At 47.8% G+C, this 22,822-nt stretch carries 17 protein-coding genes; 10 read left to right on the forward strand and 7 right to left on the reverse strand.

Annotated elements, in window-relative coordinates:
• Positions 1–141: 141 nt before the first annotated feature.
• From uvrA to MSMTP_RS19925, 4 genes are all read left to right on the forward strand, one after another.
• Positions 142–3,033 (forward strand): excinuclease ABC subunit UvrA, encoded by a 2,892-nt coding sequence (uvrA, locus tag MSMTP_RS06910; RefSeq protein WP_048178383.1) that lies wholly within the window; start codon positions 142–144, stop codon positions 3,031–3,033.
• A 99-nt stretch (positions 3,034–3,132) separates the two neighbouring features.
• Positions 3,133–4,683, forward strand: coding sequence for an excinuclease ABC subunit UvrC (gene uvrC, locus MSMTP_RS06915; RefSeq protein ID WP_048178384.1), 1,551 nt, complete (start codon positions 3,133–3,135; stop codon positions 4,681–4,683).
• A gap of 46 nt (positions 4,684–4,729) precedes the next feature.
• Positions 4,730–6,700, forward strand: a complete 1,971-nt coding sequence (uvrB, locus tag MSMTP_RS06920; RefSeq protein ID WP_048178385.1) for an excinuclease ABC subunit UvrB — start codon at positions 4,730–4,732, stop codon at positions 6,698–6,700.
• 679 nt (positions 6,701–7,379) lie between these two features.
• A complete protein-coding gene (locus MSMTP_RS19925) occupies positions 7,380–8,006 on the forward strand; it encodes a PEF-CTERM sorting domain-containing protein (protein WP_048178387.1) in 627 nt (208 codons plus the stop codon).
• A gap of 271 nt (positions 8,007–8,277) precedes the next feature.
• On the opposite strand, the gene MSMTP_RS06935 is transcribed toward MSMTP_RS19925, so the two are convergent.
• Together MSMTP_RS06935 and MSMTP_RS19055 are read right to left on the reverse strand one after the other, a co-directional pair.
• Positions 8,278–8,871 (reverse strand): flavin reductase family protein, encoded by a 594-nt coding sequence (locus MSMTP_RS06935; protein WP_048178388.1) that lies wholly within the window; start codon positions 8,869–8,871, stop codon positions 8,278–8,280.
• A 132-nt stretch (positions 8,872–9,003) separates the two neighbouring features.
• Positions 9,004–9,306, reverse strand: coding sequence for a hypothetical protein (locus MSMTP_RS19055; RefSeq protein WP_052718304.1), 303 nt, complete (start codon positions 9,304–9,306; stop codon positions 9,004–9,006).
• Between the two features lie 264 nt (positions 9,307–9,570).
• Here MSMTP_RS19055 and MSMTP_RS06945 point away from each other — a divergent pair, with 264 nt between their 5' ends.
• Positions 9,571–10,278 carry a PEF-CTERM sorting domain-containing protein gene (locus tag MSMTP_RS06945; RefSeq protein WP_048178389.1) on the forward strand — a complete coding sequence of 236 codons (708 nt, stop codon included), beginning with the start codon at positions 9,571–9,573 and terminating at the stop codon, positions 10,276–10,278.
• A gap of 190 nt (positions 10,279–10,468) precedes the next feature.
• On the opposite strand, the gene MSMTP_RS06950 is transcribed toward MSMTP_RS06945, so the two are convergent.
• Both MSMTP_RS06950 and MSMTP_RS06955 read right to left on the reverse strand, forming a co-directional pair.
• Positions 10,469–10,840, reverse strand: a complete 372-nt coding sequence (locus tag MSMTP_RS06950) for a hypothetical protein (protein ID WP_048178390.1) — start codon at positions 10,838–10,840, stop codon at positions 10,469–10,471.
• Positions 10,841–11,093: 253 nt separating this feature from the next.
• Positions 11,094–12,236 carry a TIGR04083 family peptide-modifying radical SAM enzyme gene (locus MSMTP_RS06955; protein ID WP_048178391.1) on the reverse strand — a complete coding sequence of 381 codons (1,143 nt, stop codon included), beginning with the start codon at positions 12,234–12,236 and terminating at the stop codon, positions 11,094–11,096.
• Positions 12,237–12,720: 484 nt separating this feature from the next.
• Between MSMTP_RS06955 and MSMTP_RS06960 the strand changes: the two genes are divergently transcribed.
• The gene (locus tag MSMTP_RS06960) at positions 12,721–12,930 is read left to right on the forward strand and encodes a YegP family protein (protein ID WP_048178392.1); all 210 of its coding nucleotides are present in this window, start codon (positions 12,721–12,723) and stop codon (positions 12,928–12,930) included.
• A gap of 17 nt (positions 12,931–12,947) precedes the next feature.
• On the opposite strand, the gene MSMTP_RS06965 is transcribed toward MSMTP_RS06960, so the two are convergent.
• Together MSMTP_RS06965 and MSMTP_RS06970 are read right to left on the reverse strand one after the other, a co-directional pair.
• Positions 12,948–13,346: an inorganic diphosphatase gene (locus tag MSMTP_RS06965; protein WP_048178393.1), complete on the reverse strand. Its 399-nt coding sequence runs from the start codon at positions 13,344–13,346 to the stop codon at positions 12,948–12,950.
• 224 nt (positions 13,347–13,570) lie between these two features.
• Entirely contained in the window at positions 13,571–15,148 is a 1,578-nt protein-coding gene (locus MSMTP_RS06970; protein ID WP_048178394.1) for a Na+/H+ antiporter NhaC family protein, read from the reverse strand.
• A gap of 474 nt (positions 15,149–15,622) precedes the next feature.
• On the opposite strand from MSMTP_RS06970, the gene MSMTP_RS06975 reads away from it, so the two are divergent.
• On the forward strand, positions 15,623–16,441 hold the full coding sequence (locus MSMTP_RS06975) for a class I SAM-dependent methyltransferase family protein (protein WP_048178395.1): 819 nt from the start codon (positions 15,623–15,625) through the stop codon (positions 16,439–16,441).
• Positions 16,442–16,582: 141 nt separating this feature from the next.
• Here MSMTP_RS06975 and MSMTP_RS06980 read toward each other — a convergent pair whose 3' ends face one another.
• On the reverse strand, positions 16,583–18,013 hold the full coding sequence (locus MSMTP_RS06980; protein ID WP_048178396.1) for a dihydrolipoyl dehydrogenase: 1,431 nt from the start codon (positions 18,011–18,013) through the stop codon (positions 16,583–16,585).
• Between the two features lie 574 nt (positions 18,014–18,587).
• On the opposite strand from MSMTP_RS06980, the gene MSMTP_RS06985 reads away from it, so the two are divergent.
• The 3 genes from MSMTP_RS06985 to MSMTP_RS06995 all read left to right on the forward strand — a co-directional run bounded on the left by MSMTP_RS06985 (position 18,588) and on the right by MSMTP_RS06995 (position 22,793).
• A complete protein-coding gene (locus tag MSMTP_RS06985; RefSeq protein ID WP_048178397.1) occupies positions 18,588–19,949 on the forward strand; it encodes a TIGR00297 family protein in 1,362 nt (453 codons plus the stop codon).
• Positions 19,950–20,296: 347 nt separating this feature from the next.
• On the forward strand, positions 20,297–20,839 hold the full coding sequence (locus MSMTP_RS06990) for a DJ-1/PfpI family protein (RefSeq protein WP_048178398.1): 543 nt from the start codon (positions 20,297–20,299) through the stop codon (positions 20,837–20,839).
• Positions 20,840–21,047: 208 nt separating this feature from the next.
• Positions 21,048–22,793: a SagB/ThcOx family dehydrogenase gene (locus tag MSMTP_RS06995; RefSeq protein ID WP_048178399.1), complete on the forward strand. Its 1,746-nt coding sequence runs from the start codon at positions 21,048–21,050 to the stop codon at positions 22,791–22,793.
• Positions 22,794–22,822 lie beyond the last annotated feature (29 nt).

A 22,822-nucleotide genomic window follows, 5' to 3' on the forward strand; every position in this document is an offset into this window, starting at 1 on the left:
TCCTTACTTCAAACCATCTCCTGGATTATCATTCCGATCATCTTTCAAATCATCTTTCAAATCATCATTCCTATCATCTCCTTAATTGTTTCAAGCAGAGACAGGCAAATACGAGACAAGACAAAATCCGAGAGTAAAAAAATGAAAAATATCATTATCAAAGGGGCTCGGGAACACAACCTTAAGGACATTACCGTTGAGCTTCCCCGGGACAAATTTATTGTTATTACCGGTGTCTCAGGTTCAGGGAAGTCCACCCTGGCTTTTGACACGGTATATGCCGAAGGGCAGCGCCGTTACGTGGAGTCCCTCTCCGCCTATGCGCGGCAGTTCCTGGGGCTTATGAACAAGCCGGACGTGGATAGCATCGAGGGGCTCTCCCCGGCAATTTCCATCGAGCAGAAGACCACCTCGAAAAACCCCCGGAGTACCGTGGGGACTGTCACGGAAATCTATGACTACCTGAGGCTGCTCTTTGCCCGGGTAGGAACGCCTTACTGCCCGGTGCACGGCATCAAAATCGAGTCCCAGTCCCCGGAAAGGATTGCGGACAGCATAAGCTCGGAATTCGAGGGGATGGCCACTATCCTTGCCCCTATTATCCGGCAGAAAAAGGGGACTTACCAGCAGCTTTTCAGGGACCTGGACAGCGAAGGTTTCGCCAGGGTCCGGGTCAACGGGGAGATCCACCGCACGGACGACGAAATCACCCTGGACCGTTACAAGAAGCACGACATCGAAGTGGTTATCGACCGCCTGGACCCTGCCGAGGACCGTTCAAGGCTTGTGGAGGCCTGCGAAAATGCCCTGAAAAAGGCTGAGGGGCTCCTGATCGCCGTGGACTCCGAAGGCAAGGAACAGCTCTATTCTTCGAACATGGCCTGTCCGGTCTGCGGCATAGCTTTTGAGGAACTACAGCCCCGGATGTTTTCCTTCAACAGTCCCTTCGGGGCCTGTGAGGCCTGCAACGGGCTTGGGATCAAGATGGAGTTCGATCCTGAGCTGGTAATCCCGGATAAGAGCCTGTGCATCGCAGACGGGGCGGTTGCGCTTTACCGGAACTTCCTGGACGGGTACAGGAGCCAGCACCTGGCAGCCGTGGCAAAACATTTCGGGTTTGACATCTTCACCCCGATTGAGGAACTGAGCAAAGAGCAGTATGATGCCCTGATGCACGGTTCAGACGAACGCATCCAGTTCAGCATGAGCATGAAGAACGGGGACGCCCACTGGTCCCACAAAGGCTCCTGGGAAGGGCTTCTCCCGCAGTCCGAAAGGCTCTACCACCAGACAAAGTCCGAATACCGGAGAAAGGAACTCGAGAAATTCATGCAGGTAAGGCACTGCCCGAAGTGTGACGGAAAGCGCCTGAAAGGGAAAGTACTGGCTGTGAAGATAGGGGAAAGGTCCATCGTGGACGTGACGGACCTTTCCATCACCGAATGTATCGAATTTTTCGAGACCCTGGAGTTCTCCGAAAAGGAACAGGAAATCGCAAAACAGGTCCTAAAAGAAATCCGTTCCCGCCTGGGTTTCCTGGAACACGTTGGGCTCGGCTACCTGACTCTCTCCCGTGGTGCAGGTACCCTCTCGGGAGGGGAAGCCCAGCGCATCCGCCTGGCCACCCAGATTGGATCTAACCTTATGGGCGTGCTCTATGTCCTTGACGAGCCTTCCATAGGGCTGCACCAGCGGGACAATGAACGCCTGATCAAGACTCTTCAGACCCTCCGGGACCTGGGGAACACCCTGCTTGTGGTGGAACACGACGAGGACACAATCCGGGCTGCGGATTACGTCCTGGACATAGGTCCCGGGGCCGGGATCCACGGGGGCTACGTGGTTGCCGAAGGCACTCCCCTGGAGATAGAGATGAACCCCGAGTCCCTGACAGGCCAGTACCTTTCAGGCGAGAAGCACATCAATACCCCGGCTTTCCGGAGAAGGAGCGAGTCCTTCATAAGGCTGAAGGGCTGCCGGGAAAACAACCTTAAGGACATTGAAGTGAAAATCCCGATCGGGGTTTTCACCCTTATAACAGGGGTTTCGGGTTCCGGGAAATCCACGCTTATTTATGATACCCTCTACAAGGCCCTGATGAAAACGCTTCATAAGTCGAGCGTGAGTCCCGGGGACTACGACAGGCTTACTTTCGATTCCGAGATCGACAAGGTAATTGTCATCGACCAGAGCCCCATTGGCAGGACTCCGCGTTCGAACCCTGCCACCTACACGAAAGTCTTTGACGCCATCAGGCAGGCGTTTGCCGAAACAAAGGAAGCCAAAATCCGGGGCTACAAGGCAGGGCGTTTCTCCTTTAACGTGAAAGGCGGACGCTGTGAAGCCTGCCAGGGCGACGGGCTGATCAAGATCGAGATGAACTTCCTGCCTGACGTCTATATCGAGTGTGAAGAATGCAAGGGCACCCGTTACAACCGGGAGACCCTGGATGTCAAGTATAAGGGCAAGTCTATCTCCGAAGTCCTGGACATGACCGTTGAAGAGGCGCGTGATCACTTTGAAAACATCCCCGCCATAAGGAACAAGCTCGACACTCTCTCAAGGGTGGGCCTGGGCTATATCAAACTCGGGCAGAGTTCAACCACCCTTTCCGGAGGGGAAGCCCAGCGGATCAAACTGACCCGGGAGCTTTCCAAGAAAGGCACGGGAAAGACCATCTACCTCCTGGACGAGCCCACCACCGGGCTGCACTTCCACGACGTGAATAAGCTGATCTCTGTCCTGAACGACCTGGTGGCAAAAGGCAACACCGTGGTCGTGATTGAGCACAACCTGGACGTTATCAAGTCTGCGGACCATATCATCGACCTGGGCCCCGAAGGTGGGAACGCAGGCGGGGAGATCGTGGCTGCAGGCACACCCGAGGAGATTGCCAGGGTACCGGAAAGCTATACAGGGACATTCCTTGCCCCAAAAGTTCTCGGAGAAGGGATTTCTTACATCAATGCAGCCGGGGGGCAAATGGTGGAGGCGGTCTTCGAAGAAGAGGCTTTTGAAGAGGATTCTGAATAATAATTAGGGATAAAACCCTGGAATTATTCTAAAACCCTGAGTGAAATAGGATATAGGGTAAGATGTTGAAATAACTCAAAAAACCGAGGTTTGCAAAACATGATCGACCTGGAGGCCCTTCCCCACCTGCCCGGATGCTATCTTTTCAAGGATGAGGAAGGGTGTGTGCTCTATGTGGGCAAGGCAAAGGACCTCAGAAAGCGTGTGAGCAGCTATTTCCAGAAACGGGACCATGACCCGAAGACGGAAAACCTGGTCAGAGCGGCAAAGGGCCTGGATTTCATTGTCACGAATACCGAAGTAGAGGCTCTCCTGCTGGAGAACACCCTGATCAAGAAACACTGGCCGCGGTACAACATTGCCCTCAAGGACTCGAAGCGCTATGCCTGCATCCACCTCACGGACGAGAAATTCCCGCGCATAAGGCTTGCCAGGAAAAAGGTAGGGGGCGGGGACTATTTTGGGCCCTTTGTCTCGGCAAAGGAAAGGGACTATATATACGAGGTCGTCAGGAAGACTTTCCAGCTCAGGACCTGTAAAAGGATGCCGAAACGTGCCTGCCTCCGCTATCATATGGGAGTGTGCAGCGGGCCCTGTATAGGGAATATCCCGGAGGAGGATTACAGGGAAAAAGTGAAGAGGGCGGCTTCGGTCTTGAAAGGTAATATCAGGGAGCTCATGGAGTCCCTGGAAACCGAGATGAAGGAACTTGCGGCAAAGCAGCAGTTCGAACTGGCAATGGAACTGCGGGACGAGATTGCAGCCCTTGAATTCCTCCAGGAAAAACAAAACGTCGAAAGGCAGAAAAAGCACGATGAGGATATCCTGAACTATCTTGTTAAGGACAACACCGTTTATCTCATGCTCTTCAAAGTCTACAAAGGCACCCTGGAAGACAAACAGGACTACATCTTTGCCTATGGGGAAGCCTTCCTCGAGGAGTTCCTTGTGCAGTACTACTCGGAAAACGAACCTCCGGGAGAACTGATCGTTCCCGAGCTCCTTGACGAGTCCCTGGCGGACTTCCTGGCCCATGTGAGGGGGAAAAAGGTAAAGGTCACGGTCCCGAAGCAGGGGGAGAAGAAGGAACTCCTGGACCTTGCCGGGAAAAACGTTGAGATCGGGTTCTTCGGGGACCGAAAAAAGCTCGAAGCCCTCCAGCAAAAACTTTCCCTCCCGAAAGCTCCCAATGTTATCGAGTGTTTTGACATCTCCCACCTTGCGGGCACCTCGACCGTGGGTTCCATGGTGCAGTTCCGGGGGGGCAGGCCTGACAAGCACAACTACCGCCGTTTCAAGATCCAGAGTGTGGAGGGGATCGACGACTTCGCCTCAATTGCAGAGGTCGTGCGTCGCCGCTACACCCGCCTGCTTGAGGACAAACACGAGCTTCCCGACCTGATCATTATCGACGGGGGGAAAGGGCAGCTTTCCTCAGCTTTCCAGGAACTCAGGAAACTCAGGGTCAGGGTTCCCATTATTTCCATCGCCAAAAGGGAAGAGGAAATCTACGTGCCGGGGCTCAAGTCTCCCCTCCCGATCAAAAAAGACGAAAAAGCCTCCCTCTTTGTCCAGGAAATCCGGGACGAAGCTCACAGGTTTGCAATTACCTATAACCGCCTGCTCAGGCAGAAGGCACTGATATCGTAATAAGTTGTTATACAGATTCTAATTTCCATGACAGGTCGCTGATACAATGACATCGTCCAGCCAGCTCGCAAAAGTCTCTCCCGAACCGCAGTTCAAGCTTACATCCGAGTTCAGTCCAAAGGGCTCCCAGCCGGAGGCTATCGAAAAGCTTGTTGAAGGGCTGAATAAAGGAGACCGGTTCCAGACCCTTCTCGGGGTTACCGGTTCAGGTAAGACTTACACCGTGGCAAATGTCATAAATCAGGTCCGGAAACCGACCCTTGTAGTAGCCCACAACAAGACGCTGGCGGCTCAGCTCTATAACGAATTCAGGGAGTTTTTCCCGGAAAACCGGGTGGAGTATTTCGTCTCCTACTACGACTACTACCAGCCCGAGTCCTACCTGCCTGCAAAGGACCAGTACATTGAAAAAGACGCCAGCATCAACCCCAAGATCGAGCAGATGAGGCTTGCAGCCACAGCTTCCCTTATGTCCCGGCCCGACGTGATTGTGGTTGCTTCCGTGTCCTGCATATACGGTCTCGGGAACCCGGAAAACTTTCAGAAAATGGGGTTTGAGCTGAAGGTAGGGGACAGGGTTTCGAGAAAAGAGGTCCTGGGCAAGCTCGTCGATATCCTGTACGAACGAAACGACCTTGAACTCATGCCCGGGCGCTTCCGGGTAAAGGGAGACACCATTGACATTATCCCCGGGTACTTTGACAACATCATAAGGATCGAACTTTTCGGGGACGAGGTAGACCGGATTTCCGAAATCGACAAGCAGACCGGCCAGCGAAAGGAAGACATGGAATATTTCTTTATCTATCCCGCCCGGCACTACGTCATTCCCGAAGAGGATCAGAAAAGCGCCATTAAAGACATCCTCAAAGAGCTGGAAGAGCACCTTCCTACCCTGGACCTCCTTGAGTCCCACCGTCTGAAACAGCGTACCCTTTATGACATCGAGATGATCGAGGAGACCGGGAGCTGCAAGGGCATTGAAAACTATTCCCGGCACTTCGACCACCGGAAACCCGGGGAAAAACCCTTTTGTCTTCTGGACTATTTCCCCGACGACTTTCTCCTGGTTGTCGACGAGAGCCACCAGACCCTCCCCCAGCTTCACGGGATGTACAAAGGGGACTACTCCCGGAAAAAGAGCCTTGTAGATTACGGGTTCAGGCTCCCCAGTGCTTTCGATAACCGGCCGCTCCGCTTCGAGGAAACCGAGCTGTACATGAAAAACGTGATCTTCGTCTCGGCAACTCCCGGGGAATACGAAAGGGAACGCTCGGCTCAGGTCGTGGAACAGATCATCCGTCCCACGGGTCTTGTGGATCCCGAAGTTGAAGTCCGTCCTCTGGAAGGCCAGGTCAAAGACGTTATGGAAGAGATCAGGAAGATCGTGGAACGGGGCGACCGCGCCCTGGTTACCACCCTGACCAAGAAGCTTGCCGAAGAGCTGACTGACTACCTTGCCAGGAACGAAATCAAAGCCCGCTACCTCCACTCGGACATCAAGACCATCGAGCGGACCGAGATCATCCGGGAACTCCGTCTGGGCAAGTTCGACGTCCTGGTCGGGATCAACCTGTTGCGGGAAGGGCTCGACATCCCCGAAGTGGGCTTCATCGGCATCCTGGACGCGGATAAGGAAGGCTTTCTCAGGGATACAAAGAGCCTGATCCAGATCATCGGCAGGGCTGCAAGAAATGCCAGCTCGACAGTGGTCCTCTACGCCGACAACATGACCGATTCCATCAAAAGAGCTTTGGGCGAGACCGAGCGCCGCCGGGCCATGCAGATCGCCTACAACCAGAAGCACGGCATAGTCCCGAAAACCATAAGGAAACCCATCAAGGAAAAGGTCGTGGACATCACCGCTACGAAGCATATCCCGAAGTCCGACATCCCGAACGTGATCATCGAGCTGGAAACAGAGATGAGGGAAGCGGCGGACAGGCTGGACTTTGAAGAAGCGATCCGGCTAAGGGACATGGTCAAGAAGCTGGAAAAAGAGATAAAAGTGGCTTGAATATTTGCTCTGTAGAAATCCCGTATGTTACTTGAAACGGCTCTGGCTTTTATGATAAGGTTTAATTCTGATTCCAATTTCGGGAGTTTCCTCTTTTTTATAGGTTACAGGAGACCCCACTCTTGCATAAGCAAGCGGCCCTTCCCGACATTTCTTTGAATCTCTGCCAGTGCTCCTGGGCTTCGGGTTGTCCCCTTGTTTTTTCAGAAGGACACCAGGTGTGTTGGCCATTTAAGGTCTATTTTTTGATTTTAAGGAAGTAATTGTTTACGAATTTTTCCTTGAAATATTTTAGAAAGCTTTATATATGGGAGGAATTTTGCATTTTTTGCCGGGTCCGATTCTTTTATCACTTTTTTACATATTCTTCATACATTTTTTTCTACAAATTGCCTGTATTTATCCTCTTGCTGTTTTTTAGATCAAGCTTCCATCGATTTCGTAAATATGCTTGATTCCTATCCCTGAAGACCTGATACCAAAAATTTTTCTGACTTCAACCTTCTTCTTTTCCAAAATAAAGGTCATGCATGAGCTAAAACCTCAAAAACACGTTATAGAGCCTCAAAATTTTCCTAGGGTCCGCCAATTTTAAAATAATATTAAAGGTTTAAATAATTAGATATTTAAACAATAATTTTGTAAAAGGTATATACACTAATTTTAGGAGGGTTGTGTTTTGAAGACAAAGTCTGCAGTTTTAGTTGGAATCCTTGTACTCCTGGTTTTCACGGTTGGTGCGGCGAGTGCAGAAACATTTTATTTAACTAACACAAGCGAAAAAATTGATGGTCAAAGTATTCTAGGTATATGTGTAAAAGTGGAATTTAACGGGACGCATATAAGCGTTGAAGACGTCAGCACCCGCCTCGAAGGAGAATCCGATGTAAATTTACAGGCTATTAAGGTTTGTATTGAGGATGACGATATCAAATCAGTAAGTGATGCCAGCGGTTTGACTAGTCAGTGGACGCACAGCTACGATTCAGCGGCCAGTACATCCGAATTTGGAGATTTCGTGACGGTGTGTCAACATGATAAAAAAGAGAAGAACCAGAAGACTCGGGGACCTATAATAATTGAGTTAAATAGTTATTTTGCCCAGCTTCCGAATAATGAATTAAACAATAGCATGGTTGTCCATCTTCAATTCGGTACTGGAGAGATTGAAGTTACAGAAGGAGAGAATATAGGCAGCAGCTGGCTAACCACTGGTTTGCAAATACCTGAATTCCCTACACTTGCTCTGCCGGTTGCCGTAATTATGGGAATAATGTTTATTATCGGGAGAAGAAAAAAGGAGTGAATATTTAATTTTTTCGACTTTTCGTATCAGGTGTTTTTCTTACAGAAAAAGGATATTTCCCTCCTTTTCTCAAATATTTTTTTTCAGGAGTTATTTTCTTTTCCTGCGATCTCTTTTTTCTAATTCTTCTGCTGTGTTAATTTTGTGTTTTCTTTTTTTCAAAAATGACTTGCATTGATAATGAAATCGTTTTACGATCAAGGTGTTATTAGACCCTATCAGTTTGCTTGAAAGGACCTGTTCAAAAGAAATAAAAGAAATAATTCAGGGTTTATTTCATAGGGTCTTTTCCTGCCAGGAACATTTCGGCATAACTTGTTGATTTTCCGGCATTTGCCGGATATGTGAAGGTCAGTCCTTTAGGCCCGAGGATGCATGTTAGGGGTTTTGCCTTTTCGAAATCCATTTTTCCTTCTTCATCAAAGAAACGCTCATCCACTTCCAGGTTTACGACTTTCCCTATGATAAGGGAGAACTTTTCCCTGAGTATCTCTTCCACAAGGGTACATTCTGCCCAGGCAAGGCAGCCTTCAATTCCTGGTGCCTTGATTTTCCCAGAGGGGTGGGTCTTCAGCCCTGCCATTTCAAATTCGTCTACTTCAGGTGGATAGTTCCTGGAGCAGATCATGACAGCTTCCATCATGTTGACAGGTGGGATATTTATTACGAACTCCCCGGTTTCCCGGATGTTTGCTAGGGTATTGCGCTTGAGCCAGGAAGCGAGTACGACTTCTTCCAGGGGGCGGAGGATAGGGGTTATATTGGACCAGGGAGCTGCATTCCTGATTCCATCTTTTGAAATTGTGGAAATCAGGGCGATCGGGAGAGGGAAAATCTGTTCTCTTTTGCTGGGTTTCAGTTGCATTTCATTACCTCGGAATTTCATACGGGAATTATAACCGGGGTAATATTTGATTCATACATATTTAGAATTTTGTATTATTTTATGCAGGCTTTTCAGGATTCAAGTGTGAATACATTCTCCTCAATTTTCTCCTTAATTTTCTTTTTCTTCTTCTCTTTCCTCATCTCCGTTTTCCTCATCTCCGTTTTCCTCATCTTCGTTTTCTTCTTCGCTTTCTTCTTCGTTTTCTTCTTCGCCCTTTATTTCTTCCTTTGCTTCCATTTCTTTCATTCTTTCAATTTTCTTCTCTTCAGCTTCTTTTAGCCTCTTTTTTGCAGTGTGTCTCGCATGAGTGAAAATAAAAAATACGATTACCAGTGATGCAAACAGGAAAATAAGTATCAGGTTCAGCATTGGTTCGTAGGCGCTGTATGGAATTTCAGGTGCAACGCTCATATAAATCCTCCCATAGAGTAGTTAGTTAGAGGTTATATTTGCCTGTTTTGCAGTGAAAAATTATGGGGGATGTGATCTGTTGGTCAGGAACAGTAAAGTTAAGTATCTCACACTTGTCTACATAATTTGATTTGACAAAAACAGGATCGGAAATCGATAAATTGGTTTTTTTAAAACTGTAAATATATACAAATTAAATAAGTTTATCATCTTACACTTCTATAAATAATGCAGTTATTTTATTTGATGATGGAGTTCAGATAAATGAGAGCTATATACTTTATCGGGATACTTATATTTTTACTACTTACTGTAAGCTCTGCGAGTGCATTAGAGGAATATATTTTAACAGAGGATGACACAAATATAAATAGGGATGCTCTAAATAATGGTTTTCCTCCTGTTCTACCTGAGGGGATATTAAAAATAAAAATAACATATGATGAAATAAATGGTATTATAACCTATGTGGATGAAAGCCCTCATGATTCTAATGGGGGGACCAGACCTTACATAGGGGATCCCAGGATTGATGAGGTTGGATATAATCTTTCTATCGATGGAGCTATTTCCGATTTTAAAAATGGAATTCCATTAACAGGAACAACATGGAATAAGGACACTAATAGTCGGATGGATGGATTTGGAACTTTTGATCGAGTATATCGTTTAAGTGACAAAAAAGTACGACCAGATAAAGTTGTAGTTAGTTTGAGTGCCTCTTCACTTCCATTAGAAATTCCAGTGAATTCTCAGTATAAATCGGTTGCACTTCATCTCGCTTTCGACGAGGCTTACTATGCTAACGGTTCCAAAATATATGAAATAAATGAAACAGGAGTGAATGTAGGTTTTTTAGGTAGCACTTATCTTGCATGCGGTACAGAAATACCCGAATTTCCTTCAGTAGTCCTACCTATTGCAGCGATAATAGGGATAGTACTTATTTCGGAGAGGAGGAGAAAAGAATAAAAGGACTAATTTTGACTTTTTTATACTTTTCTTCTGAAATGAAGGATATTTTTTTTTCAAAACTTCCTTATCGGGATTTATTTCCTTCGTTTTTTGTTCCGCGCTCTTTCATTTACCTTTTTTTTCATTTTCCGCGCATCATTATTCCGAATCTGACCCAGGGATCTGCCTCGCGAGTCAGGTTCAGGGATCAAACGTAGTATGCCACAAAGAAACGGTACATTACTTTGATTTCTTCCAGTTCCCTGGGGTCGATTTCAATGTCTGGCTGTTCAGTGTTGTAAATATTTTCTTCAAAATCCTTGAAAGTGACTTCGCACTTTATGTTTTCCGGAAGTTCGGCTTCAAACCAGTCACATTTCCGGCAGATATCTTTGCTTATTTTTCTCACTTTTTCGGGGGTAAAAACATTTTTGTCTTCTGGCTTGTAGTTGACGTCAACTGTAAGTTCTTCTTTGCTGAGTAAATCCGCCCAGAAGCCGGAAAGTTCGGTACCTTCTATACTGTAGTCCTTGAGCTCGAAACTTCTTGTGATCGTGTTCTTGATCTTGCCCTCTTCCATAAGATTAGGTTTTGAAATTGGATGTATATAAAATATCTCCAGAAACAAAAGGAATCTGTAAAGGAAATTATATAAGTTTTTTCTGATTTTGAATTTGTTTCTTAAAAAAGAGAATTGAATGGGAATCTCGAATGAGAGAACTAATAGAAGTGTTGAATAAGGGAATCGAATGGGAAAATTAAAAAGGGAGGATGAGAAAGGACTTCCTACCCTCTTTTCTTTTCTTTTCTTTTCTTTTCTTTTCCAATTCCATTCATATTTTCTTAAGCATTAAGGACATTATTCCTGGCTTTGATGATGTCATAGGGTCCTGGAAGAGGCCCATTTCCATGCCAGAGCCCCCGAACATCTCATTATTGACCCTCTCGGTTATTTCATTGAATATCATCTGATAGGAAATACAGTGGGGGTCAACTCCCTTTATTTCCCCGTCGGTTGGGGTTATGGCATTGTAGGGGCAACCGCCTCTGCAGTAATTGATATGGGGACAGTCTTTGCATTCCTTATCCACATATTCTTTGTAAGCGAACATGAGCTTCCAGGCGTCGGATTTTGCGAGGTCTTCCATGCTGGGGTGGTCATAAACGTTGCCCATGACGTATTTTGGCATGCCTACAAAGCGGTAGCAGGGGTATATGCCTCCGTCAGGGCCTACGGCAAAGGTATCTCCCATGCAGTCCACAAAGGTGCAGACGGCTCCTCTACCTCCGAAAACGCCTTTACAGAGGTGGTCGATGTTCATGACGTCGATCTGGCCAATGTTTTCCAGGTACTTGTCCAGAAGGTAAATTAAGAGCCTTCCGTACTCTTCCGGGTCAAGGGCCCATTTCTCGGGTTCGTCGCCGCGTAAAGAGGGAAGTGCGGGGTGGAACTTAAGGGTCCAGCCGTTTTCCAGGTAAAAGTTGAAAATATCATCCTTGTAATTTACGGAATGGGAGGTGAAAGTGGTGATGAACCTCACGTTAAGCCCGTGCTCTTTAGCTATCTTATAGCCCTGTATGGTCTTATCGAAGTATCCCTCTCCTCTCTGGAAGTCATTAAGCTCCTTCGGGCCGTCCAGGCTGGAACCGACAGGAATGTTATACTCCGCAAAAATTTCGGCTATTTCATCTGTCATCTTCCAGAGGTTGGTCTGTATGGCAAAAGCCACGTTCCTGGGACTTACTCCCTCAACAAGGATTGGTAAAGCCTCCCTGTAAAAATCCGCACCTGCCAGGAGCGGCTCCCCACCGTGGAAGGTAAAGGTAACCGAATCGTTCCGGAAATCCTTAAGCCATTCGGCAATTTCTTTGACGGTCTCAATGCTCATTCTCGGAGACCCTTCCTCGGAACTCCAGCAATAACTACAGTTCGCAGGACAGCCTAAAGTGGGAATTATCATTATATGGAAAGGCATTTTTAAGCACCCCTAAATTTGAGTCTGCCCAAACTATTAATAGTTTTCTAAAAATTGCTACTGCCGAATAGCCGCTTTTAACGGCGTGAACATCAAATCAAAGTGTTTTACGGTGCTTTTTACCTTCTGCACAATATACTTCTCATCCATGATAATGGCAATTTTACGATATTTCACGCGGATATTATCAACTACAGGGCTTGAATCTCAAGTCAGGCATGGTGTTCAGGTTCCGGATATTTTCATGTATCTCCGCTGTGTTTATTTTTTTATATATTTTAAATAGATATTTATTTTAACGAATGGGATCAATTATGTTACAGGGATGGGGAAATTACCTTTTTTGGGAAGACCCGGAATCCTGGATTTCCATATCATCTTGGATTTGTAGTTTAGAATTGGTAGTTTAGAATTGGTAGTTTAGAATTGGTAGTTTAGAATTGGTAGTTTAGAATTGGTAGTTCTGATTAAGTGGGGGAATATTATGCCAAAATTTGAAGTGTATCTGGACAGGATTGGAGAATACCGCTTCCGGCTTCGGGCCAGGAACGGGCAGATCATCGCAGTAAGCCAGGGGTACAAAAGTAAAGAAGGTTGCATGAAAGGGATTGAATCCGTGAAGACGAATGCCCCGATTGCCAGGATTGTCGAAATTGAAGAAGAGCATGAAGAGGAAGCAGAAGCTGTGACCTGATTCTTTTAATTGATCCGTTATTCAAATATTATTCCTTCGAATTTACACTTAGCTATTTTTCTTTTTTTGAAGGCGTAGAGAAAGACTTTGAACAGCGCATAGAGCCTGAAGTAAAGGGAAAGCAGGAAAGGTGAACGGAAACCGTTGATATACACTATTTTCTTATCGTCCCGGACGGAGTCATCCAGGAATTTTACCACCCCGTCAAATTTTTCCCTTTCAAGGATGCTTCCCTGAAGTAGTCGAGGGCCCAGCACGACTGCATCTTCTTCCATGCCGTCAGGGCTTTTTGTGCCCTCAATGAAGCCGTAGTTGAAAATGGTGGGAAGAGGGGAAAAGAAGGCTATTTCGTACCCTTTTTCGGTTTTATTGTATTTGAAAAAGCTGTATTTTGGGGTTTCTATAACGATTTTCATGAAAATGGGTCCTGCCATAACGGGTTGGCAGAAATAGTGCATAAAGTAACTTTAATTTTGTGGAAGGGGAATAGATCGTAAAATCACAAAATTACAAAAATAGCGAAACAGTAAAAAAATAGTAAGAGCCGGAAGCAGAAAGTTTCTGCTTCTCGGAACTTTTTTTTCTTTTTTTTCTTTTTTTTCTTTTTTTTCTTTTTTTGTTTCAGTTGAAGTTCTGTTTCTCAGCTGAGGATGTTTCCGTTGTCATCAATGCGTTTGCCCACGAACTTCACAAAGACTACAATGGCCACGCTTCCCACGATAAGGGAAATCCAGGGGGAGATTCCCAGCCCGGCAGGGATGAAGCCAAAGATCACGGCGAAAGCTCCGGCTGCGACTGCATAGGGGAGCTGGGTATTTACGTGGTCCACGTGGTCCGAACCTGAGGCCATGGAGGAGAGGATCGTGGTGTCCGAGATAGGGGAACAGTGGTCTCCAAGCACGGCCCCGGTAAGGACTGCCCCGATGGTTGTTACCATGAGGGGGGTGACAACGTCGGTTGCCCCGGAAATTGCAGCTGCGATGGGGACAACAATTGGGATTACGATGGAGTTCGTACCCCAGGAAGTCCCGGTGGCAAAGGCAATGAACATCGCAATTATGAAGGTCAGGGTAGGGAGGACCGAACTTGAAAGGACACCCTGGGTAACTGCTACAAGCCACTCTGCAAGCTGCATTTCGGAGATCACGGACTTCAGGGCAAAGGCCAGGGCAAGGATGATAACCGCGATTACCATGGACTTGAGCCCGTCGACCCAGGCGGTAACCCCTTCGTCCAGGGTGAAGCTCTTCTTTGCAAGACCCATTGAAAGCCCGACTATGGAGCTGAGGAAGGCGGCCCAGGTAAGGGCAACGGAGGCGTCGGCATTCCCGAATGCGTCCCTGATGCTGATCCCGGGTTCGTATCCGCTGTACCAGAGCCCGACGGTTGCAACGATGACAAAAGTGATGATCGGGATGGCGGCGTCCCAGACCGAACCCTTTACACCTTCAGGGGGCATGAGGTTCTTGTCTTCCACAAAGAGGGGGGTCGAACCTTCGGCATAGACCTGTCCGGTCTTGCGGGCGCGGATTTCGGCGTCAAGCATCTTGCCAAAGTCCCTTTTCTGGATAATGAGGGTGAACATAAGGACAAGGGTGAAAATTGAGTAGAAACGGAATGGCAGGGACTGGAAGAAGACAATGATCGCGTTGGCTTCGATGTTGAGGGTTCCGAGGGTACCTGCAATTAGTCCGAGTTCCATTGCAATCCAGGTCGAAACCGGGGCCATGGAAGAGACGGATGCTGCAGTTGCGTCCACGATGTATGATAGTTTTTCTCTCGAGATCTTCTGTGCGTCCGTAATGGGCCTCATGGTGTTGCCTACGACCATGGAATTGGCGTAGTCATCGAAGAAGATTGCAATCCCCATGAAAGCAGCTGCAAGCTGGGTGGACCTGCTGTCCTTTGCTTTCTTTACAAGGGAGCTTGCGATGGCTTTTGTGCCTCCCATCTTGGACATGATCCCGATCATCCCACCGATAGCAAGACAGAAGACGAGCAGCCCGGCGTTCCAGGCATCGGCAATGGCGCTTTCCACAATATAGTGTGAAAAGGTTTGTAGAAGCCCGATAAAGGGGTTATATCCATTGATGACCGTTGCACCAATCCAGATACCTAAGACGAGGGCCACAATGACCTGCCGCTTCCAGATCGAAAGTACGATGGCGACCAGGGGAGGCAGCAGAGCAAGAGCCCCGTACGTTGTTTGTGCGTCCATAAAATTACCTTTTTAGTTTTTCAATATATTATGAGTAAAAATCATTTTTTTAAAAATAATTTTTTATAAGGTTCATTTATTTTAATTAACAAATGTGAATATTCTATTGTACGCGTCGTACTTTAGATTTATGATTTGCTTTTTTAAGATTACGGACATAAAAAAGCTTTTTTTTCTAATCAAGTGCTCCATTGGACTTTTTTATCCGGCACACTCCCGATATATACTGCCATGGCTATTTATTGACATTAATTAAATTTTTCCCAATGTATCCTTATCTCTTATTCACTAATTTTTCCTGCATGATAAGCGAAAACTTAAAATAAGGTAGGGAAACGCAGAACGGGAGTTGCCATAAAAAGTAAAGTTGCCATAAAAAGATGGAATTGCCGAGAAAAGTGAAATTGCCGAAAAAGTAGAGCTACTGTAAAAAGTGGAAAGGCTTTATAATTAGCAGGGCAGAGGTACGGTCGAATGAGTTTGCAGGATGGGCTTAAAGGTATAGTGGAGGACTCTTTGCTGGACCGGGTGCCAAAGCGTTTTGATTACATCGGGGATGTGGCGGTAATCTCGATTCCTCCCGAACTTGAGGCTTACAGGAGGGATATTGCCGAAAAACTCGTTTCGATGCGAGGCAATACCCGGGCCGTGCTCAACAAGGTGGGCAGGCTGGAAGGGGAGCACAGGGTAGCCGGATTCGAGCTCCTCCTGGGCGACTCCACGGAAACCGTCCATCGAGAAAACGGCTATGCCTACAGGCTGGATGTAAGGAAGGTTTTCTTTAACCCCCGCCTCTACTGGGAAAGAGGAAGGGTGGTGGCAAAAGTTATCCCCTCCGAAAATGTGCTGATCCCTTTTTGCGGGGTTGGCCCTTTCGTCCTCCCGGCTGCGGGAAAAGGTGCAGAGGTGCTTGCAATCGAACTGAACCCGGATGCTTGCGCCTGCCTGCGGGAAAATATCCGGCTGAACAGGCTGGATGAGAAAATAACCGTTGTCCAGGGAGACGCCGAAGAAGTCTTCCGACAGCTTGAACCTGGCATTTCCATGCCTGAACAGGGATTCGACAGGGCTATTGTCCCGACCCCCTACGGCATGGACCGAGCCCTCGGAGAAGTCGTAAGGCTGGTAAAGACAGGAGGTTCAATTCATTTCTATACCTTTAAAGCCGAAGACCAGCTCCCCGGTTTGATAGAAGAATACGAAAAAATGGGGCTCAAGGTCGAATTTTACAGGCGCAGCGGAAATGTAGCCCCCGGGATTAGCAGGTGGGCATTCGACCTTGTCAAAAAATAATGCGAGAAATCAATCAGGGATAATCAGGGATAATCAGAAATAATCAGAAATAATCAGAAATAATCATGGAACTAATCCGGGAACTAATCGGGGCAATTATCACGGTAGCAATAAAAGGAAAAGGGTTTCTGAAATCCCCTTTTACACCTCGAGCCCAAGGTGTTTCAGGACATGGTGATAATATTCCGGAGGCATTCTGGAATAAAATGCCCTGCTTACGACTTCGCTCAGTGAAGGGTGGATGTCCATGCCGTCCATTATGGGGGCTGCACTTCCCGTTTCCGTGTACATGAGCGGGATTATCTGGTGGATCAGGATGGACGCATGGGGGCCGATTATGTGGGCTCCCAGGATTTTTTCACTTTTTCCTTCCAGGATGACTTTTACGAAATAGTCTTCGGCTTCCATTGCCGTGCCTTTTGCTGTGTCCTCAAAACGGTGGTAGCCGATGAGCACGTTGTCTCTCCCGTAATCTTCGATCGCCCGGGCTTCTTTCATGCCCACACTTGCGACTTCGGGGTAAGAAAATACTGCGTGTGGGACTGCATGGTAGTCGACTTCTACTTTTTCTTTAAGGATAGCGTTCCGGTAAACGATCCCGGATTCATAGTTCCCCACGTGTTTTAGCAGGTACTGCCCGGTTGCGTCCCCGAAAGCCCAGACGTTCGGCAGGGAAGTTTCCAGGTGCCGGCTTACGGAGATCCAGCCTTTTTTGTCCGTTTTGATTCCTGCCTTTTCCGGATGGAGGATGTCGCTGTTCGGGGCTCTGCCTGTCGCAACAAGGACCTCGTCAGCGGTAATTTCCACTTCCGTGCCTGAACTCCTTTCTCTTGCAATAACGGTTTTTTGCCCGTTTTCTTCTTTGACCACTTCAACGGCTTCATGGTTTGTGAGGAGGTCCAGGTATTCCGACATTTTTATCCTGGCAAGTTCCGAAACTTCGGGCTCTTCTTCCGGCAAAAACTGCGGGTTTCTCCCTATAATCGTGACCTCTGCCCCCATAGCCGAGAAAAAGTGTCCGTATTCGGCACCGATGTAGCTTCCGCCGAGAATTGCAAGGCTCTTCGGGCATTCGTTGAGTTCAAGTACCGAATCACTGGTGAGGTATCCTGCTTCCGAAAGCCCCTTCACGGGCGGGATTGCCGGTTTCGAACCCGTGCAGAGGAAGATCAGCTCGGAATAGATTGTTTCCCCGCTCACCTGCAGGGTATACGGACCCGTAAACTCTGCGGTATCGGGATAGTAGTCCAGGTTCGGGCTCTCCGTTAACCCCTCCCTAATCATCTCGATGTCTTCCCTGATTTTACCCCTCATCCGCTCCATTACCATGAGGAAGTCAATGTTTTTGATTTCCAGGTCGATTCCGAAGAGCGGTGCGGTTTCAAGTTCCCTTAAAAGTTCGGCAGGGTAGAGCAGGAGCTTTGAAGGAATGCATCCCCTGGTCAGGCAGATCCCCCCAGGGTCGTCCTTGTCGATGACCGCTATTTTCATTTCGGGTTTCGATTCGATTAGCGCGCCGATATAATTCATTGCAGAACCGGTACCTATCACAATCAGGTCGTAATTTTTCATTCTTCCCCCTCACAACAAAGTTCACCGGAATAACCGGAATAACACCGGGCATATTCCTAAATAATATTGAGTATGTTCCCGAAATAGTATCGTACGTATTTCCTGAATAATATTGGGTATATTGGCGGTTATACCTATTGATTGGAAAATTTTTTATATGAATCCCCAATTCATAATTCCTAAGCAGGAAATCCCGGAATTTTTAGCCCAGGGGTAGTTCACTACAGGTCAATCGTCTGTCTCTTTAACAAAATTCTATTATCTACTCTATATTTTATATTGAAAAATCGAAAGCATAAGGGCGTTTTCTTCAGGGAAAGGTTCCACAACAACTTTTATATCTCGCTGACCATATTCCTACTGTCATTATCTTCATGGTTGCCGGTTTTATCGTTTATGTGGTAATTTATAAGCTCTTGAGGGAGATGTAAAGCAGAAAAGCGGTCTGCCTTTTCCGGGTTAAAAAAGGAACGTGAACTTTTTTATCTACGGAAAACAACTAGCTATTTATAAATGAAATCCTATTCTATGTAACTTCTTTAAAGGATCCAGAAAAAACAGAAGATGCAGGACTATGAATGGAAACAGCCTCAATATTGAAAAAAGAAATTCAGGTCCGGGGATTACGGTGATGCATGCTGCATATCTCTTACTTATTCTGATTGCCCCTTTTGCAGGGGTGCATGTCCTGCTTCTTCTTTCCCTGGGAGTTTTTTTCTGGCTGAGGTTTTCTGGAAGGGCCACATCTGATAACAGAGGCGAGATCAGCCTTGCTTTTTCAATGTCTCTTATGTTCCTTGTCTCGGCAGTTTTCGAAAGTTTCTCCTATCATCTTCCCCTTTACATCGTCCTTGGAGCTTTTGCAATTTCGGCGGTAGGAAGCCATAACTGGTATTCTCCGGAATCAGGTAAAAACAGCGGTTTCGGTTCCGGGGGGGGTCGGGTGAAACGGAAGGGTTTTTCCCTGCTCTGGAGTTCCGTTTTCCTTGGGCTGAGGATCCTTGCGGCGTTCCTTGCGGGGTACTGGGTAATTTACTGGCAGGGTTTCCCTGTGTCTCCCAGTCTGGTCTTTTTCATAGCAGTAATAGGAGCTGTGACCGGCTCGCTCTTTGAGTCCATCCCCTCGAGGATCGACAGCAACATTTCCGTGCCCCTGGGGGCGGGAATGACAATGTGGATTTTCGAAGAATTCAGGTACTGGGTACCCCCGGAAAGGATGCTCATAGCCCTTGCTTTTTCCCTTCTCCTGGGCTGCCTGGCTTATAGGGCAAAGATTGCCGATGTTTCTGCCCTCCTGAGTGCGGCACTTCTCGGAGTCCTGATCATAGTTTTCAGCGGGCTTTCCTGGTACATCCTTCTTCTGGCGTTTTTCATCCTGGGAGGCGGGTTTACAAGGTACAAGTATGCGTACAAGGAGTCCATCGGGATTGCCCAGGCCAAGGACGGGATCCGGAGTTATGAAAACGTTTTTTCGAACAGTACGGCTGCCCTTGCCCTTGCCGTAGCCCATGGGGTCTTCCCGGAACTCAGCCTGCCCATTCTTTATGCTTACCTTGGAACCGTTGCCACGGCAACCGGGGATACCCTGGCAAGTGAAATCGGGACAACGGCAAAAGGAAGGCCCAGGATGATAACCACCCTCAAACTCGCAAATCCCGGAGAAGACGGGGCAGTTTCGGGACTCGGGGAACTTGCTGCTCTCCTGGGCTCAGCGGTAATAGGGCTGCTGGCATACCTGCTCGGGGTCTCGGATAACCTCCTGCTTTCTGTCCTGGTAACGACGGCAGGGGGCTTTTTCGGAACTAACGTTGACAGCTTGCTCGGGGCTACCTTTCAGAAATGGGGTAAACTTTCAAACAGCGGGGTCAACTTCCTGGCGACCTTTGCCGGGGCAGGGATTTCCGGCGGGGTTTATCTGCTGGTTTCAGGTTTTTAATAGCGGTTTTTACTCTTTTTACTTTCCGGCTTGCATAATTGGAATTTTTCCGGAGTACACTCATTTTCGGGCAAGTATTAATTTATAGCTGCAGAATAATGTACTATGTGGGGTAATGTTACTATGCTGGGGACATTAGTGGGTTACTGCGGTAATTATTCTTGCAATACTTCTTACCCTAGTTTGCTTTGCCGATGGTTCTGAGTTTGCCTATGGCATCAGGAGTAGTCGGAAATGAAGTAATTGGTCAGTTCTCTGAGTTCAAAAGAGTTATCTGAACTCGAAACCCCCGCATTTTCCAGAGCACAGACATTCTCTAAAGCCAGTAAAGCTAGGAAGGTGACCCGGTGACAGAATCCGAGTATAAAGGGAAAAAAATCCTGCTTGTGATCGCCCAGGAACAGTTCAGGGATGAGGAATGTTTTGTCCCGAAGCAGCTTTTTGAGGCTGCGGGGGTAGAAGTTACGGTTGCAGCCGAGTTTATCGAAACTGCGAAAGGAATGCTAGGGGGAACGATTAAACCCGACATCAGGATCTCCGGGGCAAGCATGGACGACTATGACGCAATCGTAATTACCGGGGGGCCGGGTTCCAGGGCCTACCTCTGGGACAACAAAAAACTGCAACAGCTGGTTAAGGCTGCGTATGCTAAAGGCAAAGTGGTTTCTGCAATTTGCATCTCGCCTGTGGTCCTGGCAAGGGCTGGCATCCTCGAAGGTAAGAAAAGCACGGTTTTCAAGAGCTCTGAGACCCTGCATGAACTGAAGAAGCACGGTGCCCTTCACGAGGACAGGGAAGTTATCGTTTCGGGGAAGGTAATAACGGGCAGGGACCCGAATAGTGCGGAAGCTTTCGGAAAAGCCGTGCTCGGAGCCCTTAAACAGGTCTGAAACTCTTCAAAACCTGCCTTAATCCTTCAAAATTCACCGTATCTTTCAAAATTCGCCATATCCTTCAAAATTCACCGTATCTTTCAAAATTCGCCATATCTTCAAAACTTCCCGTACCTTTCAAAATTCACAGTATATCTCAAAACTCCCCGTACCCGTAAAATCGATAAATCATGCGAAAAATATCCGCGTGGAAAACTGGTGCAATATGTCAAAGGAACTTGAAGCCATCCTGGCCTATCATGAGGCAAGCAAGCACAACTTCGGGGCCTATTCCCCGGGTCCGCGCCGCCTGGACATGGAGACAAAGCCAGACCTTTTTCTCCGCTACGTGGGATCTCCGCGTCTGAAGCTGGATATGGGGAGTGCGGGCGCAGTAAAAGAAAGCTTCCCGGCTTACGAACAGGTCTTCATTCCCGGGGAAATTCCGCCCGAACCCCTGGACAGGAAGGGTATATCCAGGCTGTTTTTCGACAGCCTCGCGATTTCGGTCTGGAAAAAGACAGGCTTTGCAAAGTGGCCGCTCCGGGTCAACCCTTCCAGCGGGAACCTGCACCCGACTGAAGGCTACCTGATCTCAGGCCCTGTTGAGGGGCTTTTGAAAAAGCCGGCTGTCTGTCATTATTCTCCTCTGGAACATGCCCTTGAGCTCAGGGCGGAATTCTCCCCCGAAACCTGGGAACTCCTGAGTTCCGGCTTTCCGGAAGGTACTGTTTTTGCAGGTTTGAGTTCCATTCACTGGCGGGTGGCCTGGAAATACGGCATCCGGGCATTCAGGTATTCCAATCATGATATAGGGCATGCTGTGGGAACCCTCGGTTTTGCTGCTGCAGGGCTCGGTTGGGAGGCAAAGCTCCTTGAAGACATGGGTTCGGAGGAGATCGCTTCCCTCCTGGGAATTTCCGGAAGTACGGGGCCGGAAAAAGAAGAACCTGCATGCCTGCTCGCAATCTTTCCCTCCGGAAAAAGCCCGGGGAGAAGCAAAATTAATTCTGCAGCGCTCCCTGCCTTTGAAAAGCTTTCCTGGAAAGGCTACCCTAGCCGTCTGAGCCCGAAACATGTCAAATGGGTGGAAATCGAAAGAGCCGCATTGGCAAGCCGGAAAGAGGAAACTGATTTTCTATGGGAATTTGGACCTGAACCGGAATCCGGGGAAAGAGGGAAAGGGCTGGAACCGGAATCCGGGGAAAAAAACAGGACTGGAGAAGAAGCTGAAAAGTATGGGAAAAAAGAAGCTGAAAAGGAAAAAAAAATGGAAAAGGAGACTGATGAAGTTTCCCTGCGCAGGGTTATCCGTTCCAGAAGAAGCGCCCTGGAAATGAACAACAGTGCCTATATGGAAAAAGAAACCTTTTACGGCATGCTCAGGAGAACGCTTAGGGACCCGAAGGTTCCCCCGTTCAATACCCTGGCTTTCGGACCCTTTGCCCACCTGCTCATTTTTGTGAACCGGGTTAAAGGTTTGCTTCCAGGGCTCTACATTTTCCTCCGAAAACCCGGGGAACAGGGAAAGCTTAAAGCTACCATGCGCGGGGACTTCCTCTGGGAGCGCCCGGAAAATTGTCCTCCTGATCTTGAATTCTATATGCTTGTGGAAGAGTCTCTCTACTATTTTGCCGCCCAGCTTTCCTGTGCCCAGAGAAAGGCGGCAGATGCCTGTTTTACCGTTTGTATGATTTCGGAATTCGAAGCCCCCCTCAGAAAGTTTGGCTCCTGGATCTACCCCTACCTCTTCTGGGAATGCGGAATCCTCGGGCAGCTGCTTTACCTGGAAGCCGAAGCCCGGGGATTCAGGGGCTGCGGGATAGGTTGCTTCTTTGACAATCCCTTACACGAAACCTTAGGGCTTGAAGGACACGAATACCAGGACCTCTACCACTTTGCGGTGGGAGTTCCCCTCCCTGAAAAAGGGGTCTCGTCCCTTCCCGCATACCCGGATGATAGAGGTAAATAATCTGAATGTGTGTCAAAAACGTAAGGTTA

It is taken from the genome of Methanosarcina sp. MTP4 (assembly GCF_000970045.1).
In the GTDB taxonomy this organism is placed as follows: Archaea; Halobacteriota; Methanosarcinia; order Methanosarcinales; family Methanosarcinaceae; genus MTP4.

Coding starts and splice junctions, on each gene's coding strand:
- uvrA (WP_048178383.1), top strand. CDS start 142: ATGAAAAATATCATTATCAAAGGGGCTCGGGAACACAACCTTAAGGAC.
- uvrC (WP_048178384.1), top strand. CDS start 3,133: ATGATCGACCTGGAGGCCCTTCCCCACCTGCCCGGATGCTATCTTTTC.
- uvrB (WP_048178385.1), top strand. CDS start 4,730: ATGACATCGTCCAGCCAGCTCGCAAAAGTCTCTCCCGAACCGCAGTTC.
- MSMTP_RS06935 (WP_048178388.1), bottom strand. CDS start 8,871: ATGCAACTGAAACCCAGCAAAAGAGAACAGATTTTCCCTCTCCCGATC.
- MSMTP_RS19055 (WP_052718304.1), bottom strand. CDS start 9,306: ATGAGCGTTGCACCTGAAATTCCATACAGCGCCTACGAACCAATGCTG.
- MSMTP_RS06945 (WP_048178389.1), top strand. CDS start 9,571: ATGAGAGCTATATACTTTATCGGGATACTTATATTTTTACTACTTACT.
- MSMTP_RS06950 (WP_048178390.1), bottom strand. CDS start 10,840: ATGGAAGAGGGCAAGATCAAGAACACGATCACAAGAAGTTTCGAGCTC.
- MSMTP_RS06955 (WP_048178391.1), bottom strand. CDS start 12,236: ATGCCTTTCCATATAATGATAATTCCCACTTTAGGCTGTCCTGCGAAC.
- MSMTP_RS06960 (WP_048178392.1), top strand. CDS start 12,721: ATGCCAAAATTTGAAGTGTATCTGGACAGGATTGGAGAATACCGCTTC.
- MSMTP_RS06965 (WP_048178393.1), bottom strand. CDS start 13,346: ATGAAAATCGTTATAGAAACCCCAAAATACAGCTTTTTCAAATACAAT.
- MSMTP_RS06970 (WP_048178394.1), bottom strand. CDS start 15,148: ATGGACGCACAAACAACGTACGGGGCTCTTGCTCTGCTGCCTCCCCTG.
- MSMTP_RS06975 (WP_048178395.1), top strand. CDS start 15,623: ATGAGTTTGCAGGATGGGCTTAAAGGTATAGTGGAGGACTCTTTGCTG.
- MSMTP_RS06980 (WP_048178396.1), bottom strand. CDS start 18,013: ATGAAAAATTACGACCTGATTGTGATAGGTACCGGTTCTGCAATGAAT.
- MSMTP_RS06985 (WP_048178397.1), top strand. CDS start 18,588: ATGAATGGAAACAGCCTCAATATTGAAAAAAGAAATTCAGGTCCGGGG.
- MSMTP_RS06995 (WP_048178399.1), top strand. CDS start 21,048: ATGTCAAAGGAACTTGAAGCCATCCTGGCCTATCATGAGGCAAGCAAG.